8 protein-coding genes are annotated in these 17,877 nt (G+C 69.6%); all 8 read right to left on the reverse strand.

All coding sequences use genetic code 11. From position 1 onward, the window contains the following. Positions 1–15 precede the first annotated feature (15 nt). Positions 16–1,608: a family 43 glycosylhydrolase gene (locus tag KHF85_RS12765; protein WP_284566950.1), complete on the reverse strand. Its 1,593-nt coding sequence runs from the start codon at positions 1,606–1,608 to the stop codon at positions 16–18. After that, positions 1,605–5,939, reverse strand: a complete 4,335-nt coding sequence (locus tag KHF85_RS12770) for an Ig-like domain-containing protein (RefSeq protein ID WP_409976616.1) — start codon at positions 5,937–5,939, stop codon at positions 1,605–1,607. The genes KHF85_RS12765 and KHF85_RS12770 overlap by 4 nt, the downstream gene beginning before the upstream one ends. Continuing rightward, on the reverse strand, positions 5,936–8,671 hold the full coding sequence (locus tag KHF85_RS12775) for a TonB-dependent receptor domain-containing protein (RefSeq protein ID WP_284569552.1): 2,736 nt from the start codon (positions 8,669–8,671) through the stop codon (positions 5,936–5,938). The genes KHF85_RS12770 and KHF85_RS12775 overlap by 4 nt, the downstream gene beginning before the upstream one ends. Positions 8,672–9,081: 410 nt before the next feature. Beyond that, entirely contained in the window at positions 9,082–11,451 is a 2,370-nt protein-coding gene (locus KHF85_RS12780) for a Tat pathway signal protein (RefSeq protein WP_284566951.1), read from the reverse strand. 261 nt (positions 11,452–11,712) lie between these two features. Next, positions 11,713–12,021 (reverse strand): flagellar basal body rod C-terminal domain-containing protein, encoded by a 309-nt coding sequence (locus tag KHF85_RS12785; protein WP_284566952.1) that lies wholly within the window; start codon positions 12,019–12,021, stop codon positions 11,713–11,715. A 40-nt stretch (positions 12,022–12,061) separates the two neighbouring features. Beyond that, a complete protein-coding gene (locus tag KHF85_RS12790) occupies positions 12,062–13,615 on the reverse strand; it encodes a DUF5597 domain-containing protein (RefSeq protein WP_284566953.1) in 1,554 nt (517 codons plus the stop codon). A gap of 134 nt (positions 13,616–13,749) precedes the next feature. Then, positions 13,750–16,080: a S9 family peptidase gene (locus KHF85_RS12795; protein ID WP_284566954.1), complete on the reverse strand. Its 2,331-nt coding sequence runs from the start codon at positions 16,078–16,080 to the stop codon at positions 13,750–13,752. Positions 16,081–16,194: 114 nt separating this feature from the next. Beyond that, positions 16,195–17,772, reverse strand: coding sequence for an APC family permease (locus KHF85_RS12800; RefSeq protein ID WP_284566955.1), 1,578 nt, complete (start codon positions 17,770–17,772; stop codon positions 16,195–16,197). Positions 17,773–17,877 lie beyond the last annotated feature (105 nt).

Raw genomic sequence — 17,877 nt, forward strand, 5'->3', positions numbered from 1 at the left:
CAATCACCCGATGCATCAAAGCGTGTCGCAGCGCTGCGCATCCGCAGCACCGGCCTGGGCCAGGCGCTGCGCGCGCGTGGCCCACATTTCCCATTCCTGCACCGCCAGCGCGGCATAGCCGCCGTCGCCGCCGGAGGCATCGAACACCGCACGCACGCAGCGCGTGGTCACCGGCGCGAAGCGCAGCGTCTGCACCCGGTCCGCGAGCGGACGGTTCGCGGCTTGCGCCAGTGGCAGCCAGTGTCCGTCCTTGCGGTATTCCAGGTGCCAACGCGCCGGCGGCGCCACGCCTTCGTTGGCGCCGGGCGGATGGTCGGCCCAGAACACGATGCGGCTGCGCTGCAGCGTCACCGGCTGCGCCCAGCTGTACTGGATCCACTGCTGCGGCGGATTGTGCGCGGTCCAGCTGCCCCACATCTGCGGCGGCAGCGGATTGCGCTTGACCACGCCGTCGTTGAGCGCGGCGATCCAGTATTGATGCGGGATGTCCGGGCCGTTGGAAGCGCTGGCGGCTGCGTAGCGGGCGACGTTGCGCTCAACCGGCTGCGGCGGCTGCGGCGCGCGCGTGGCCAGCACCGGGCGAATGCGCGCCGGCTGTTGCGTGTCGTCCCAGTCCAGCCGGTCGATCGCCACGCTGCGGCGGAAGTGGCCGCCGCCCTTGGCATCGGCGGTGTGGTAGACCAGATACCACTGGCCCTTGAACTGCACGATGCCGGGATGCGAGGTGGTCGAGGACACCGGCGGCAGGATCACCCCGCGGTAGGTCCACGGCCCCAGTGGGGACGGCGCAGTGCCGTAGGCGATGCAGGCGTGGTATAGCGTCGGCGTACAGTCGGAATCCGGCCCGGCACGGTTGCCGGCATAGGCCATGTAGTAGGTACCGTCGCGCTTGAACAGCCATGGCGCTTCGAAATAGCCGTCCAGCGTGGTCACCGCCACCGCCGCGCCCTTGGGCGTGACCATGTCGCGTTCCAGTTCGATCCCGAACAGCTTGCCGAAGGTACCCCAGTACAGGTACACGCGGCCGTCGTCGTCGACCAGTACGGTCGGGTCGATGTTCTGGATGGTGTTCCTGACCGGCAGCGACTGCGACAGGATCGGCCCTTGCGGATGCGCATCGCGCCACGGCCCCAGCGGGCTATCGGCGACCGCCACCCCGATCGCGAACGGATCGGCATTGGGCGAGTGCTTTTCCTCCACCGGCGCATACAGGTAGTAACGTCGGTCCGGTCCCTGCACGATCTGCGCGGCATAGGCGCGGCCCGCGGCGGCCCAGGCGAAGACCTGTTCCGGGCGCAGCAGCGCCGGATAGTGGGTCCAGTTGCCGCTGCCGACAGCGTCGGTCACCAGCAGCTGCCAGCGCTGGATCACGAAGTCGTTGAGGTCGGGCGGCGCCTCGTCGCGGCCGGCGATGATGTACAGCTTGCCGTCGGCGACCAGCGGCGCCGGATCGGCGGAATAGCCGCGGCCGTCGGCCAGGATCGGATTGCCGGCGCTGTGCACGCTGCGTGCGCGCAATGGTGCCGCTTGCGCCCCGGCAACGGCGAGCGCCAACAGCAGGCAGGCGCCGACGCGCGCGGCACGTCGCATGGCCCAGCGCAGGCTCATGGCGCCACCGCGGCATCGACCACGATCTGCAGCCGCACCGGCAACTGCCCGCTGCCGCCGCGCCCCTGCGCGCTGCCGACGAGGCTGGAGGTGCCAGGCGCGGCATACGCGGCCGGCGCCAACGGTGGCCACTGCACCGGCACGCGTTCGCGCGAGCCGTCGTTGTACTGCACGCCGACGAACGCCGGCAGCGCCGGCACCTGCCCGGCGCGCACGTGCAGCGGCGGCGGCGCCTGCACCGTATTGATCTGGCCCGGCGCGGTGGCGCGCACCCAGATGCTGGCGCTCACCGGCAGGCCGCCATCGGCCAGGCCCTGCACCTGCACGCGGCCTTCGCCGGCCAGCGTGGAGGCATCCAGCTGCGGCCAGCGCACGCCCAGCCACGCCCAGCTGCCGTCGGCGAAATAGCCGGCGATGCGCTGCGGCAGCGCCGGCGTCTGGCCCGGCGCCACGCGCACATCGATCGGCTCCACCGCATCGGCGCGCTCGGCGAACACCTGCCATTCGTCGATGCCGACCGCGGCGTGGCCGTCGCCCTGCACAGCGGTCTCCAGCACCGCACGCAACGCGCTGGTGGTCACCGCTGCGAAGGCCACGCGGCTGGCTTCGCCGCGCGCGGCGAGCGGATAGCCGCCACGCACCGCAATATCGCGCCACTGCTCACCATCGCGGTATTGCAGCTTCCACGCACGCGGCTGTGCCACGCCGCCATCGGGCTGGTCGTCCCAGAAGTACAGCGCGGCGCCGTTCAAGCGCTGCGGTTGCCGCCACTGGTACTGCACCCACACCGAAGCCGGTTGTGCGCGGCCCCAGCTGCCCCAGCGCCGGTCCGCGGACGGAAGTTGATCCGGCGCAGGCAGCAGCCCGTCGTTGAGCGCCTGCAGCCGGTGATGGCCGGCGGTGACCTGCGCGCTGGCCTCGGCCTCGCCCTGCACGTCCAGGCCCTGCCCCACCGGCGTCGGCGCGGCGACCACGGCCACGTCGGCATGGCCTTGCAACGCGCCATCGTCGGCCTGCAAGCGCAGCGTGTAGGCGCCGGGCGCGGTGAAGCGCACGCCGGTGCTGGCCGCCTGCGGCGCATCGAAGATCGCCGCGCCGCCCGGCGGCGCCTGCAGCACGCGCCACTGCAGCGCCAAGCTGCCGTTCGGCAGCGCGTCGTCGCCGACGCGGCCAACGACACGCAGCGCGCCGCCGCCACCGTCCTGTTGCCAGGCCTCGACCTGCGGCGCCTGATTCGGCGTCGCTGCCGGCACACGCGCGCCGCTGGCATAGGCCTGGATTTCCTTGATCCCGGTGCGCAGCGTACCGGCATGGGTCACCAGCACGCGCAAGCGCTGTACGCGCAACGCCGGGAAGCGCACGCGGTTGCGGTTGCCCTGCGCGATCGGCGCATCGCGCACCTGGCCGGGCACGGTCTTCCAGGTGTGGCCGTCGAAATACTGCAGCAGGTACAGCCACGGCGGCGAGTAACCGGCGCGGGTGCCGGAAGGAACACCGTGCTGCTCGCCGGGCGGCGAGGAACTGCGGTAGAAATACAGGCGCACGTCGTCCAGCAACTGCGGCCGGCCCAGGTCGAGTTCGATCCAGTCGCTGCGCGACGGCGACCCCACGGTGCCCCAGAACGGTTCGTTGGCGGTGCTGCCGTCCACCGCCGCCGTGGCCGGGAAACCGTCGGCGGCATAGCTGGCGCTGACCGTCGCGCCTTGCGCGAGGTTGCGCGCGGTTGCCGGTAGCCTGGTGTCCACGCCGGCGTCGGCCAGCACCGCGGTGATGCGCGCATCGGCAGCGAAGCGCACCTGCGCTGGCGTCTGCAGCGCGATGGCTGTTGCGCTGAGTACCCGCACTTGCGCGGCATCCGCATTGACCGCATCCGGCAGCGCCTGCACGCGGCCGCTGGCCGGGTCGTAGAGCACATGCGCCAGGCGATCGACGGTGAACGCCAGCTTCCCGTCCAGGTACAGCGAATAGCCCTTGGGCACCGCGCCGCCGTAGTGGCGGCCGTCGCGGTCCCAGACGATGGCCAGGTCGCGGTTGCGATAGCGCAGCGCATCGGCGGCGAAATGATCCCAACCGATGTCGATCGGAGACAGCTCGATCATGGCGTCGCTGCGCGGACGCAGGCCCATCGCATCCTCGATCACGGTGAAGTTGGTGGCGCCGAGCTGGGTGTGGTGGATCCACGAGCGGTAGCCGATGCTGCCGCCGTCGGCGGCGCTGCCCTGCGCCCAGAACTCGTTCTGGTCCGGATAGCGGTTGTCGCCGTCGATGTAGTGCGCCCAGGCGTTCCAGTACAGCAGCTTGCGGTAGCTGTCCGCGTCCAGATACGGACTTGGATAGTCGCGCAGCGCGCTGCCGAGCAGGCGGAAGGCGACGGTGGAGTTGATCACCGAGAAATTGTTGCTGCCGCCGGCGCCGCGCGCCTGCCGGTCGGCCTGGTTGGCGGTATAGAACGGGAAGATCGGATACTGCCGCGCGTCGGCGAACAGGCGCAGCGCGCGCACGTACTTCGGATCGTACTCGGCATCGCCGTGCCTGGGCATCAGGCCGACGCTGAACGGGTAGTAGTTGTTGGTCTCCTTCCAGTCCACCGGCAACCGCGCGCCATCGGCCTGGCGCTGCTTGAGCAGGTCGCCGTGCAGGCCCATGCCGTCGGCGCTGGCACTGTGGTCCTGCCACAGCACGGCGAGCACGGCGCGGCGGATCTTCGCCGCCAGCGCCTGCATGCGCACAGCGGTGGCCGCATCGCCGGCGAGTTGCGCGGCCTGCGCCGCGGCCAGCGCGTTGGCGTAGACGTAGGCGCTCTCGCTGCGGTCCATGCGGATCTGGCCGTGCTGCTTTGCCCAGTCGAAGGACACCGCATCGGCGTCGTTGCCGGTCATCGCCGCCCAGTCGTATTCGATCAGGCCGTTGCCGTTGCGGTCGTAGGCGCGCAGCAACGCATCCACGTCGGCGCTGGCGTAGCGCGCCAGCGTGGCCGCCACCGCCGGCGGCCCGCCGTGCAGCTGGTAGGCACGCCAGGCGGCGGCGCTGAGGTATTGGGCGTAGGAATTGGACCAGTTCTCCGGCGCGCCGGGATTGTCCACGTATTTGCCGCCGCCGGCGGTCTCGCCGGCGCCCAGCCACGAGCCGTAGGCGTAGCTGGGATCGCGCAGGTACTTGAGGTCGTCGATGAACATGCCGGTGGTCAGCACGATCGCGTTGTCGTAGCCGAGCACGCCCTCGATCGCCACCGGGAACTGGTAGTCGTTGCCGGGCACCGCGGCGTCGAGAAAATTGAAGCGCAGCAGCCACCAGCGATAGAACAACGTCTTGTCGATGTTGTCCTCGGGCGTGTCCAGGTATGGCAGGTTGTCGGCCCACCAGCGGTTATAGGCGACCACGTGCTCGGTGTAGGCCTGCTGCGGCGATTGCGCGGCGATGTGCCGGTACTCTTGCAGCGATTCTGGCAGCTCGCGGGTGACCAGCCCGAGCTGTACCTTCAGCGTGGCCGCCTCGCCGCGCGCAGGCACTGCCACGCGGCGCGCGATGGAACCGCCCTCGACCGCGAAACCGTCGCCGGACAAGCGCGGGAACACCGTGGTGATCGTATTGTGGGTGGCGAACGCGCCGCTGAGCTCGGCGCCGTCGGCATGCGTGGCCATCGGCGAGATCGCGCGCAGGGTCAGCGTGCGTGCCACGCCGTCGCTGCTGGACAGCGTGGCCTCGGCCACGGCCACGTTCTGCTCGCTGATGAACTTGACCAGGCGCAGCCGCACGCCGGCGCCGGCATCGGCGTAGACGCTGCTGAAATAGCTCGGCGTCTGCCGCCGCTGCGTGCTGTCCTCGAGCAGCTGCAGCGGCTTGCCGTCGATCTCTGCCTGCAGCCGGAACAGCGCATCGTGGCCGGTCTTGTGCGCATAGGCGACATCGCCGACGAAGCCCGGCTGCTGCGGCTGGTGGGTGTACATGTAGGCCGCGCGGCCGCGGCTGAACAGCCAATTGTTGTCGTCGTCGAAGCCGCCGCCGGTGCCGCTGCGCGCGAGCATGCGGTCGATCCAGAAATCCTTGCCCGGCGCCGTGCCGGCGCCGGCCGCCAGATCGGCGGCGAACACCCGCTGCAGATGGCCGCCCGGCGCGAAGGCCACGCCGCTGTCCGGAATCGGTGTCGGCGTGCCCTTGAACTGCGGATAGCCGAGCGCGGCGTTGCTGGCCTGCAACGCTTCGCCATCCGCCGCGGCGACGGCGCTGGCCGCCACCGCGCCGCACGCCGCGCCCAGCACCACCGCGAGCAACGCGGCGGCGGCGCGCGGCCGCCGCCATGCCGCGGCCGCGCCGCCTGCCGGCAACCTCAAAACTCGGTCCTGAGCCGCGCCCAGAAGTAGCGCCCCAGCGTGTCGTAGGTGAATGCGTCGGTATTGGCCGCGCTCGCATAGCCGTAGTACTGCGGCGGCTTGCGGTTGCCGACGTTGTCGGCGCCGGCCGACAGCGTGGTGTGCAGGCTCTCGAACTTCCGGCTCAGCGAGACGTCGTGGTAGGTCACCGTGCCGACCTTGAAGTAGACGCAGCTGCCGTCGGCGGCGGTGTTCAAGCAGAAGTCCTCGTAGGCGCTGCCGACCGTGGTCGGGCCGATCAGGCGGGTGTTCCAGCTGGCGTGCCACGGCCCGTTGTCCCAGCCCAGATTGAAGCTGGCGCGCCAGCGCGGCATGTTGCCGTAACTGGACATCTCGCCGACGTAGTTGTGCTCGTCGCCGCTGAACCTGTAGCTGGACAGGAACGTGGCATCGACGCCGGCCTGGAAGTTGCCCCAAGCGGTATCGCGCAACGCGTACTTGAGGCCGATGTCGTAGCCGCGGATATCGACCTTGCCGCTGTTGATCGCGAACGGCACGGTCACGCTGACCAGTTGCCCGCTGGCGTTGCGCTGGATCAACGGGCAGTACGCGCTATCGCCGCCGTAGCAGGTCCCCAGCACCTGATTCAGGCCGCTGCCGCCGATCATGTCGTCGAGGGTGACCCGCCAGCTGTCCAGGTTCAGCGACAGGCCGTCCGCCCAGCCCGGATCGTAGACCGCGCCGACGTTGTAGGACCGGCCCTGCTCGGGCTTGATCGCAAAACCGGCATTGGCCGAGCCGGTGGTCAGCACGGTGAACGAGGAGGTGTTGACGAAGCTGCCGTCGGTGGGCACGTTGACGCAGGCGGCAGCATTGCGGCCGCCGGTGTAGCCCTTGCACGGATCGCGGTAGTCGCCGCTGGCATCGACCACCGAGTTGTACGGCGAGCCGTACAGGTCGCCCAGCGCCGGCGCGCGGAACACTTCCGAGCCGGTGGCGCGGATCAGCAGGTTGTCGATCGGGCGCCATTCCAGCGCGACCTTGCTGTTGGTGGTGTTGCCCCAGTAGTCGTACTTGGAATAGCGCGTGCCCAGGTTGAGGTTCAGCGCCTGCGCGCCGGGTACGTCCTTGAGCAGCGGGATCAGCACTTCGGCGTAGGCTTCCTTGATCGTCTCGTCGTGGCCCTGGTTCATGATGCAGCCGTCGTTGTAATCGCAGTTGCCTTCGGGATCGGCGGCGGCGACCGGATTGCTGGTGCCCTGCGCGAATCCGTTCTTGCGGAACGACAACCCGAATGCGGCCTGCACCATCCCCGCCGGCATCGCGAACAGGTCGCCGTTGACGCTGGCCTCGGCGAACTTCATCGTGCTCTCGTCGATCAGGTCGACCGCGCTCTGGGTGGCCTTGATCCCGGCGATGGTCGCCGGATCGTCCGGGTTGAACACGTTGATCGGAGTACAGCCGGAGATCACGTTGCCCGGCGTGCCGCACTTGACCACGCCGTCGCTGTCCAGGAACGAGGCGCCGACCGCGTTGTTCAGCGCCGAGGCGATCGAGAAGCCGTTGCGCACCAGGGTGTCCTTGTAGCGCGCATAACCGGCCGCCGCATCCCATTGCCAGCTGGTGTCGGCGAACTTGCCGCGCAACCCGGCCACGATGTTGGTCTGGTACATGGTCGAGGTGTAGACGCGGGTGTTGGCCGCCTCCGAGCGCAGCAGGTAGCGCAACAGCTGGCTGCCGAACGGGTTGTAGTAGTTCTGCGCGGCGTTGGGCTGTTCCAGGCCGTACGCGGTCAGTTGCGAGGTGGTCTCGCTGCGCGTCCAGAACATGTCCAGGTAGCCCTGCACGTTCGGGGTGAAATCGAAGCTGGCGTGGGCGGAGAAGTTGGTGCGCTGCACCGGGGTGATCAGGTACTGGCCGTAATAGGAGTTATAGCCATCGGTGGCGATGTTGTTGCTATGGAAATCGCCGGCATCGACCGCGCCTGGCGCCAGGCCGCTGTTCGGGGTCAGCACGCGGTCGTCGCCGAGGATCGCGCGGGTGCCGTTGCCGCGGCGTTCCACCACCTGGCCGTCGAGGTAGTCCACCGCGGTCCTGGCGTAGCTGCGGTCTGCGTCGTACAGCGCGTTCATCGAGCTGCGGCTCAGGCCCAGGATCAGCCCGCCGCGCTCCCAGGTCTTGCCCCACTCCACGCCCAGCGAACGGCGGTTGCCGTCGCCGTGCGTGCTCTGGCCGTAGTCGACGGTGGCGGCGGCGCCGTCGTATTTGTCCTTGAGGATGATGTTGACCACGCCGGCGATGGCATCGGAGCCGTAGACCGAGGAGGCGCCGTCGGTCAGCACCTCGATGCGCTCCACCATCGCCGCCGGAATCGCATTGATGTCCACGCCGGGCGCGGCGGACACGCTGCTGGCCGGACCGGCCATGCGGTGACCGTTGACCAGCACCAGAGTGCGCTCGGCGCCGAGGTTGCGCAGCGAGACCAGCGCGCGGCCGTGGCTGAAGCCGGAATTGAGCGAGATGTTGGGCATGTTGCCGGCCATCGCCGGCAGTTGCTGCAGCAGCTGGCCCAGCGTGTCCTGGCCGCTGTCCTGAATCCGCTGCCGGTCGATGGTGATCACCGGGCTGGCGGTCTCCGCATCGACGCGGCGGAGATGGCTGCCGGTCACGGTGACCTTTTCCAGCGTGGTGGTGGCGGCGTTGTCGGCGCTGGCGTCCTGCGCCAGCGCGGCCGGTGCGGTCGCGGCCAGCATCAGTGCGGTGCAGATCGCCGCTGCCAGCGGACCAGGCCGCTGCGCGCGGCGCCATGCAGACGGAAACAGCGGCGCAGCGCGTTCGGACAAAGACGTCATCGGATTCTCCTGAGCGGCGATGCATGGCGGCAGCAGGGACGGCTGCCCTTCCCCGGGCCGCCGTCCCCATCGCCAGCGATCGTTGGCGAGACGGAATAGGGCGTCGCGCGCAGTGCGTGGCGGCAGCGCAAGCTGCTGCCGTCGCCGCTGCGTGCGGCGCTGCATCGTGCAGGAATCTCCCCCGGAGGCTTCATTGCACCGACACAATGTGCGCGTATCGTAACGGCTTCGTCTTGTCTTATTTATCGGTCAAACGTGCGGAATATCGCACTTCGCGACGCCCGACGGCACGTTTCCGACTTTTTCACCACTCAGCCGTAGACAGCTGAAATCGTCATTTGCCGCGCCGCACCGGCAGGCACCTGCACGCGTTCCTTGCGCGGCCCGGACAAGGCCGCCGCGCGGCCGTCGATCAGCACCTCGCGCAACTGCGTGCCGGCCGGCACGCGCAGGGTCAGCCAGGTCCGCGCCGGCGCCTGCGCCGGCAGGGTCAGCGTACCGTCGATGCGCTTGCTGGCCGGATCGCCGCGCAGGCTTAGCGACACCGCGCCCCAGCGGGTCGGCGCGGCGGCGATCGCGATCGGCTCGCCGCTGCCCAGCCAGTCGCGCGGCAGCGCGCGCGCCAGGAACAGCGCCTCGCCGGCGCTGTCCTCGAACACCAGCATCCAGCGCAGCAGCAGCGGGATGGTCATCTGCGCCGGGATGCAGAACAGCGGCATGCCGCCGGTGATGCCGCTGACCTCGCCCGCGGTCCAGCTGCCGCGCGTATGCACGTGGTAGCGGTGCGCGTACAGGAACAGCAGGTATTCCTCGATCCGGTCCAGGCGCAGCAGCTGCTGCGCGTAGCCGTAGGAAATGAAACCGAGCAGGTCGCGCCCTTCCGGGGTGGGCGGAGCGATGTTGCCGACCACGCCCAGGCTGGTGCCGCCATGGCCGCGCACGCAGTCGATGACCAGGTGCGCGAGGTCGGCGGGCAGCACGTCGGCCTGCAGCAGTTCGGCGTAGGCGCGGTGCGGCCAGCCCTGCTCGCTGGGGCTCTCCTGCTGCAGCGACTGGCGGAAGGTCAGCTTCACGCCCGGCAGCGGGCCGATGTAGGCCGGCTTCAGGTCGCGGCGGATATTGGCGCGCAGGGTCTTGTGCAACTGCGCGGTCAGTTGCTGCGCGCGCCGCTGCCACTGCACCGCGGCAGCTTGTGCGCCCGGCCCGGCGATCGCGGTCCACACCGCGGCGATGTCCTGCCAGCCGCGGATCGCCAGCGCGCTGTTGGCGTAGTACGGCTTCCACCACAGGGTCGGATCCGGGAACAGACAGGCGTCGGATTCGTTCCAGCCGTGGATCAGGCCATGCCCGGGCGCCTTGGCCGGCAGCTGCAGGCTGGCCTCGTGTAGCTCCAGCAAGATCTGCGCGGTGGCGGCGATCTTGCCGCGGTGCTTGCGCAGCAGTGCCGCATCGCCGGTGTAGTGCAGGTAGCGCGCCAGCAGCGACAGGGTCAGGCCGAACTGGCCGGTCTCCGCGCCGCGCATGTTGACCATGCCGTCGTCCTGCACGAAGTCGCTGAAATAGCCGTCCAGCACCGCCGCGGCCTGGGCGAAGCGGCCCCACTCCAGGTTCGCATACAGCGAGCTGGTGAAGGTGTCCTGGAAGCCGTCGTATTCATTGCCGTAGTAGTCGCGATCGACCGCGCCGTACTTCGGATAGGTGCCGCCGGGGCGCACCACCAGTTCGCGGGCGAAGGCGAAGCGCGCCATGTCGCTCCAGCTGGCGTCGGGCAGCCGCGCCTGCACGGTGTCGGCGAGCAGGCCCTGCCAGTAGCCGGCGAAGGCCAGCAGGCCGCGGTAGAAGTCCTCGGCGCTGCGCGGGCCGCGCCGCGGCGGATAGTCGGGATAGCTGTAGCCGTACACCACCTTGGTCACCTGGCCGTGCTCGACCAGCGCGCTGCGATGCCAGGTCTGCACGATGAAGCGATCGCTGGCGAGCACGTCGGCGAACAGCAGCACGTCGTAGTAGCGGCCCTCGCCGGCCGGCACCACCTTGCGCACCGCCGGCATCCAGCCGCCGATCAGGCCCTCGTGGCGGCGGGCGACGAGCTCGGCCTTGCCCAGCTCGGGGAAGGCGTGCAGCGCGCGATAGCAGCGGGTGCGGCCGTCCGGATACACCGGCATGGTGTCGGCGCATTCGCGGGTGCCGACGAAGGTGGTCCACGGCAGGCGACCGTTGTAGTCCTTGGGATCCAGTTGCGAGGCCGGCGGCGGCGCCGCGTCGCGCACTTCGTCGGCGCGCGGGTCGCCGTCGCGCAGCAGGCGGTCGGCGAGCAGGTCGGCCTCGGCCATCGCCACCTCGGCCAGCTGCATGCCGAAGTACGGCGCCTGCGCGCTGGGGTAGACCGCTTCGGTGCGCTTGCCCAGCACCAGCGCGCCGCCGGGGCCGAGCAGGGTCAGGTCGCCGTCGGCGCGGCGCAGGTCTTCGTACACCTGCCACTGCGCGCCGGCCTCGGTGAAGCGGCACTGCAGGGTGTGGCCGGCGAGCGCATCGGCGGCCAGCGGCTGCAGGCGTGGCGCCGCCGGCGCTGGCGGCGTGGACGGCGCGGCGTTGGCGGGCGCGGAGATGCCGCCGGCCAGGGCTTCGACACCGGCGACTGCGCCGACCGCCAATCCCTGACGCAGGAAATCTCTGCGATCCATGTACCGTCCCCCGATGAGCAATAGCGCATCATCGTGCGCCGCAGGCGCAGCCACGTCTTGTGCGCTGTGTCGAGGATCGGTGCGGAAAATTGCATAGCGTTGGGTGCGGCCCAGGAGCTTCGCTGGGCTTCGTGCTTGCTCGTGGGGGTTGCACAGGAGCAGGTGCGCGAGGCTGCGCCCATACCCTCATCCGCCCCTTCGGGACACCATCCGCCAAGAAGGGGGCCATGGTCCCGGAGGGAGAAGGGAGTGGCCGCGGCTTCAGGCCAGGACGTCGAGGAGGCTGCCGACGGTGTCGTCGGCCGCGCGCAGCACCCGCGCGTTGGCCTGGAAATCGTTGCGCGCGGACAGCCCGCCGACCATGTCGTCGACCAGGTCGCTGCCCTCGCCGCCCGCGGCCTGCACCTGCACGCTCACGCCGCCGCCGGGCGTTTCCTGGTTGGCCGTGACCTGGCGCTGGAAGCCTTCGGTGGCGGCGTTGGCGACATTGTTGGCACGCGCCTGCAGGCCGGATGCGGCGGCGCGCATGCCGGACAGGGCGATCGAGGACACCGAGGCGATGGAACTCATGCGCGTTTGCTCATTGGGCGGTCGCAGCGCGGCCGCAAGGTCAGTAGGTTCCCAAGGTCACCCGCAGCACGTAGGGATCGCGGCGCCGGAAGTTGAGCCCGTAATCGGTCTCGTCGCCGTTCAACAGGCGCACGAACCGCCACTGCCCATCGACGTAGCGGCCCTGCTCCACGCGCAGCAGTTGCCCGTATTTGCCATCGGCCCGGTCGCGCACAAATTCAACGCGGGAATTTAATCCTGTGACCAGGAACACGTTCGGCTGCAGTTCCAGCACCAGCGCGCGGCCGTCGTGCTGCGCCGTGCCAGGCAGGATCGCCGGCGCCTCGCCCCAGCCCGGCGCGCCGAACGACACCTGCGCCTGCCATGGCCCGAAGCGCAGGCTTTGCTTCGGCATGCCCTGCTTCTCCACCGCCGCCTGCAACGTCCCGGCGAAGGCGCCGGCGGCCAGTTCGCGCTGCAGCGGCGCCAGCAGACCGAAGCCGGCCGCATGCGCGGCGATCGCGGCCTGGTTCTCCGGCGTGTCCTGGTTGCCATCGATGCCGAACACCGAGAAGCCGATGCCGCCGCGGCCGAGCACGTGGAAGTGGTACGGCGCGGTGGCCGCCTCGAAACCGGTCTCCGAGACCCAGGCCGGGTTGTCGGCGCGTGCGTATTGGCCGACCACCTTGGTGTATTCGTCGTAGTCGCTGGTGTAGATGTCGGTGCCGATGAAGTCGATCGCCGGCGTGGCCAGGCGCCACAGGTCGAACACGTTCCAGGTGGCGCCGCCGGCCGGGTATTCCTCGCCGGGCTTGGTCCGGCCCTTGTAGCGCAGCCAGGTGTTCACGTACAGCGGCAGCGGATACGCGGCCTTGCCGGCGGCGGCGACCCGCTGGATGTAGCTGGCGTTGCTCCAGGCGCTGAACATTTCCTCGGCATCGCTGCCGAACACCTGGCGCCAGCTGCCGGCCGGCTTGCCCAGCCGCTGCAGCACTTCCGCCGGCACTGCGGCATCGAACGCACGCTCGCCGGCGGCGCCATGGTCGCGCACGGTACCGATCGCGCCGGGTTCGTTCTGCACCTGCACCGCGATCACCGTGTAGCGGCCGGCGTCGATCTTGCGCAGGTGCTGCATCAGCGCAGCGAAGGCGCGCGCATCGGCCTGCAGGTTGGCCGGCGCATGCGGCGACAGCACGTCCACCGGTTCGCCCTTGGCATCGCGCATGCGCGGATACGTGGCCGGATCGCGCTTGATCCATTCCGGCACGTAGTGCATCTGCCCGTTCTTCCAGGTGCCGAACCACAGCACGATCAGGCGCAGCCCGCGCGCGCGGCTCTGCTCGACCAGCGCATCGACGTTGCGGTAGTCGTAGCGGCCCGGCGCCGGTTCGAACTGTTCCCAGTACACCGGCGCCTCGACCGTGTTCGCGTGCAGCGCCTGCACCGCATCCAGCGCCTGCGGCAATACCTGCGGCCAGGCGCTGGAGTTGTGCAGTTGCGCGGCCATGATGCTGTACGGCGCGCCATCGACGAACAGCGCGTGGTGGCCGTCGCGGCTGACGTAGCGGGGCATTTCTTCGGCGTGGGCTAGCAGCGGCAGCAGCATGGCCAGCATGGCGTACCGGACAATTGACGACGCTTTATGTAGGAGCGGCTTCAGCCGCGACACCGGCGCCGGGGAGATTCCGATTTCGGGAACATTTGTCGCGGCTGAAGCCGCTCCTACAAGGGCGTGCGGATGGCGTTCGGTCATTGCGCGTCTCCTGGGGACATCCCATTCCAGCGCGGCGTCGGCACGCCCAGCAGATGCCGCACGAAGAAGTCGTACTGGCGCCGCTGCACGTAGTCGATCGGACCGCTGGAACGGCCCACGGTATGCTCGCCGCCGGGCACGTTCAACAGGTCGAACTCCTTGCCGGCCTTGATCAGCGCATCCACCACCTGCGCAGTCGAGGCCGGATCGACGTTGCTGTCCTGCTCGCCGACGATCAACAGCAGTTCGCCGCGCAGCCTGGCCGCGTTGTCCACGCCGGAGGCGGCAGCGTAGCTGGCGTCCACCGGCCAGCCCATCCACTGCTCGTTCCAGCTGATCTTGTCCATGCGGTTGTCGTAGCAACCGGCGAACGCCACGCCCACCTTGTAGAAGTCCGGATGCCGTTCCAGCGCGCCCAGCGTGCTCTGCCCGCCGGCCGAGGCGCCGTAGATGCCGACGCGGGAGATATCGTAGGACGGGTCCTTGGCCGCCAGCGCCTTGTGCCAGGCGATGCGGTCGGGGAAACCGGAATCGCCGAGGTTCTTCCAGGCCACGTCGTGGAACGCCTTGGAGCGGTTGGCGGTGCCCATGCCGTCGATCATCACCACGATGAAACCCAGGTCGGCCTGCGCCTGCATGCCGATCTGCTTGTCGCCGCCGGAGTGGTAGCCGAACGGCCAGAAGGTCTTGGGCACGAAGCTGTCGTGCGGGCCGGCGTAGATGTTCTCGATCACCGGGTATCGCTTGTGCGGGTCGTAGTCGCGCGGGCGCACCACCATGCCCCAGATGTCGCTACGGCCGTCGCGGCCCTTGGCCACGAAGGTCTGCGGCGCGCGCCAGCCGGCGGCCTGCAGCTTGCCGATGTCGCCGCGCTCCACCACCTGCAGCAGGGTGCCGTCGATGGCATGCAGCTCCATCAGCGGCGGCAGGTCCGGGCGCGAATAGGTGTCCACGTAGTGGCGGCCGTCGTCGGCGATGGCCACGTCGTGGTCGGCGTCGGCCGTGGTCAGCCGGGTCAGGTGGCGGCCGTCGAAATCCACCGCGAACAGCTGCCGGTAGTACGGGTCCTTGCCCGCGTCCATGCCGCTGGCGGAGAACCAGATACGGCGCTGCGCATCGTCCACGCGCAGCACGTCGCGCACGATCCACGCGCCCTTGGTGATCTGCGTCTTGACCTTGCCGCTTTCGCCATCGAACAGATAGAGATGGCGCCAGCCGTCGCGCTCGGAGATCCACAGGATTTCCTTGCCGAGTCCGTCCACGTCGTGGCGGTAGCTGCGGTCGGCGTAGACGAAGGTCCTGGCGTCCTCGCCCACCGCCACATGTGCGCGGCCGCTGGCCGCGTCCACCGCGATCGCGCGCATGCGCTGGAAACCGCGCTGCACGTAGTCGAACACGAAGCTGCGGCCGTCGGTGCGCCACTGAATCGGCGACAGCTGGTACGGATTGGCGAACAGCGCGTCGTCGATGACGATACGCCGCGCGCCGGCGTTGGCGGACAGCCCGGCCAGATCGAACAGCACCGGCCGCTCGATATCCACCGCATCGCCGGGCTTGGGATACAGTTGGGTGCGCACGCGCGGCTGGCCGCCACCCGGCGGTGCCGCCTCCACCCGGGTCACCCGCCGCGCGAACCCCGGACGCACCTTGTACACCGCCAGCCGCTGCGCATCCGGCGACCAGGCCAGCGTTTCCGGATCGTAGAAATCGTCGGCGCGGCCGTCGGCGCTCAGGCGCAGCACATGGCCGTCGGCGACGCTGCGCAGCACGATATCGTGACCGTCGGCGAACGCGTCCCAGCGTCCGTCCGGCGAGCGCCGCGGCGTGTTGTCGGCGGCCACCGCCGGATCGCGGACCACGCCGAAGCCGCGCGGCCGCGGCTGCGGGCCGGTGTCCGCGCGCGCGCACACGTAGTCGGTCAACGTGCAGCGCCACGCCGCGTCGTCGATCTGGAACGCGATCGCGGCGTTGTCGCGGCCGGCATCGGCCGCATAGCCGAAGCGCTCGAACGGCAGGCGCAGCGCCGGGTACTCGGTCCCGGCCGCGGCGCTCAGCCCGCGCGCCAGCCGCAGCGCATCGAATGCCGGCTGCTTGCTTTGAGTGGCCACGTCCTCGCGCACGAAGGCGAAGCCGCCGGGCACCGTCTTGCGGTAATAGAACGTGCCATCGTCGCGCCATTGCGCCGGCCAGGCGACGTTCTCGGTCAGCGTCATCCACGCCTCGCGCAGGCCGAGCGAGCGCTGGTAGTCGGCCACGCTCGGCGCGGCCTGGGCGTGGCCGGCGAAGGACACCGCGGCCAGCACGATCGATGCAGCGAATCTGTTCATTGCGTTCCGATATCCCCTGATACAGCGTCTTCTGTAGGAGCGGCTTCAGCCGCGACAGGATGTGTCAGCACGTTCTGTCGCGGCTGAAGCCGCTCCTACACAAGCGAGCGCCCCCTACTCCCCGTCGTCCTCTTCCAGCGCCAGCTGGTCGCTGCGCAAGCCGGTGCGCGCGCCCCAGTGGTAGCAACCGAACGCGATCACCGCCACGCTCAGCGTGTCCCAGGGATGCGCGATCTGGCCGGTGCCGCCGAAGCTGCCCAGGTAGGACACCAGCAGCACCAGCACGAAGAACCCGATCAGCCACAGCGCGCCGCGCACCTGCCGCCACAGCTGTGCGCGTCCGGCCGCGCTCGGCAGCTTGTACAGCACGTACAGCGCGAACATCGCCACCTGCAGGCCGAGCAGCCACGACAGCGTGCTCCAGGTGGACCAGTACACGATCAGCGCGGCGACGATGAACGACAGCGGCCCGAGCAGGGCAAAACCGCGCAGCAGGAACGGCCGCGGCAACTGCGGCGCGCTGCGGCGCAACGCCGCCACGGTCACCGGCGCCACCGCATAGCTCAGCACCAGCGCCGCCGATACCACCTGGATCAGCGTGTCCCACGACGGGAACGGCAGGGTCCAGAACACCGACAGCGCCAGGCTCAGCCACAGCGCCGGACGCGGAATGCCGGACTTGGCATCGACCCGGGTCAGCACCGACAGGAAGCCGCCGCTGCGCGCCCAGCCGTAGACCACGCGCGGCGTGGCGTTCATGTAGATGTTGCCGGTGCCGCTGGGCGAGATCATCGCATCGCAGATCACCAGCGCCGCCAGCCAGCCCATGCCCAGCGCCAGCGCCAGCGCGATGTCGTGGTACGGCAGCGCGAACGCCTTGTCGATGCCACCCCAGCCCTGGCTCAGGTACGCGGTCGGCACGCTGCCCAGGAACGCCAGCTGCAGCAGCACGTAGATCACCGTGGACAGCGCCACCGACAGGATCAGCGCGATCGGGATGTTGCGCTGCGGATCGCGCACCTCGCTGGCCACCGACACGATCGGGGTCAGCCCCAGGTAGGCGAAGATGATGCCGCCGGCCGAGATCGCCGCCTCCACGCCGGACGCGCCCGATGGCGCGAAGCCCTGCACATGCAGGTTCTGCGGATTGAAGTGGGCCATCAGCAGCACGATCACCAGCAGCGGCACCAGGAACTTGAACACGCTGACGATGTTGTTGGCGGTGGCGAAGGTCTTGACGCTGAAGTAGTTGAGCAGGAAGAACGCCAGCAGCAGCGCCAGCTGCAGCAGCCAGCCGGCCACGCTGGGATGGGTGCTGCCGGCCTGGTTCAACGCGGGGAACCAGGCCGCGGCGTACTGCCGCGCCGCCTCGACCTCGATTGCGATCAGGCTGGAGAACGCGATCAGGGTGATGAAGCCCATCAGCCAGCCGAGCAGCGCGCCGTGCGAATACTCCGGGTAGCGCACCACCCCGCCGGCACGCGGCAGCGCCGCGCCCAGTTCGCAATACACCAGGCCCAGCAGCAGCACCGCCACGCCGCCGGCGATCCACGACACGATGCCGGCCGGGCCGGCGATGGCCGACACATGGCTGGCCGAGAACAGCCAACCGGAGCCGAAGATCGAACCGAGCCCGATGAAGGTCAGGTCGGTCAGGCTCAGACGCTTGTGGAACTTGCCTTGTGTGGTCATGGTGCCCCCGCTGCTCGTGGTTGAGGTGGCTGATCGCCGGTACGACGCGGCACGCACCATGGCAGCGAACCGCGACAAGGGCCGTTCGCCATCCAGGCGCGTGGC

This window comes from Xanthomonas graminis pv. graminis (assembly GCF_030168915.1).
GTDB lineage: Bacteria > Pseudomonadota > Gammaproteobacteria > Xanthomonadales > Xanthomonadaceae > Xanthomonas_A > Xanthomonas_A translucens.

Excerpts from the sequence above, each read along its gene's own strand:
- KHF85_RS12800 (WP_284566955.1), bottom strand. The coding sequence starts at position 17,772 with ATGACCACACAAGGCAAGTTCCACAAGCGTCTGAGCCTGACCGACCTG.
- KHF85_RS12790 (WP_284566953.1), bottom strand. The coding sequence starts at position 13,615 with ATGCTGGCCATGCTGCTGCCGCTGCTAGCCCACGCCGAAGAAATGCCC.
- KHF85_RS12775 (WP_284569552.1), bottom strand. The coding sequence starts at position 8,671 with ATGCTGGCCGCGACCGCACCGGCCGCGCTGGCGCAGGACGCCAGCGCC.
- KHF85_RS12785 (WP_284566952.1), bottom strand. The coding sequence starts at position 12,021 with ATGAGTTCCATCGCCTCGGTGTCCTCGATCGCCCTGTCCGGCATGCGC.
- KHF85_RS12780 (WP_284566951.1), bottom strand. The coding sequence starts at position 11,451 with ATGGATCGCAGAGATTTCCTGCGTCAGGGATTGGCGGTCGGCGCAGTC.
- KHF85_RS12765 (WP_284566950.1), bottom strand. The coding sequence starts at position 1,608 with ATGAGCCTGCGCTGGGCCATGCGACGTGCCGCGCGCGTCGGCGCCTGC.
- KHF85_RS12795 (WP_284566954.1), bottom strand. The coding sequence starts at position 16,080 with ATGAACAGATTCGCTGCATCGATCGTGCTGGCCGCGGTGTCCTTCGCC.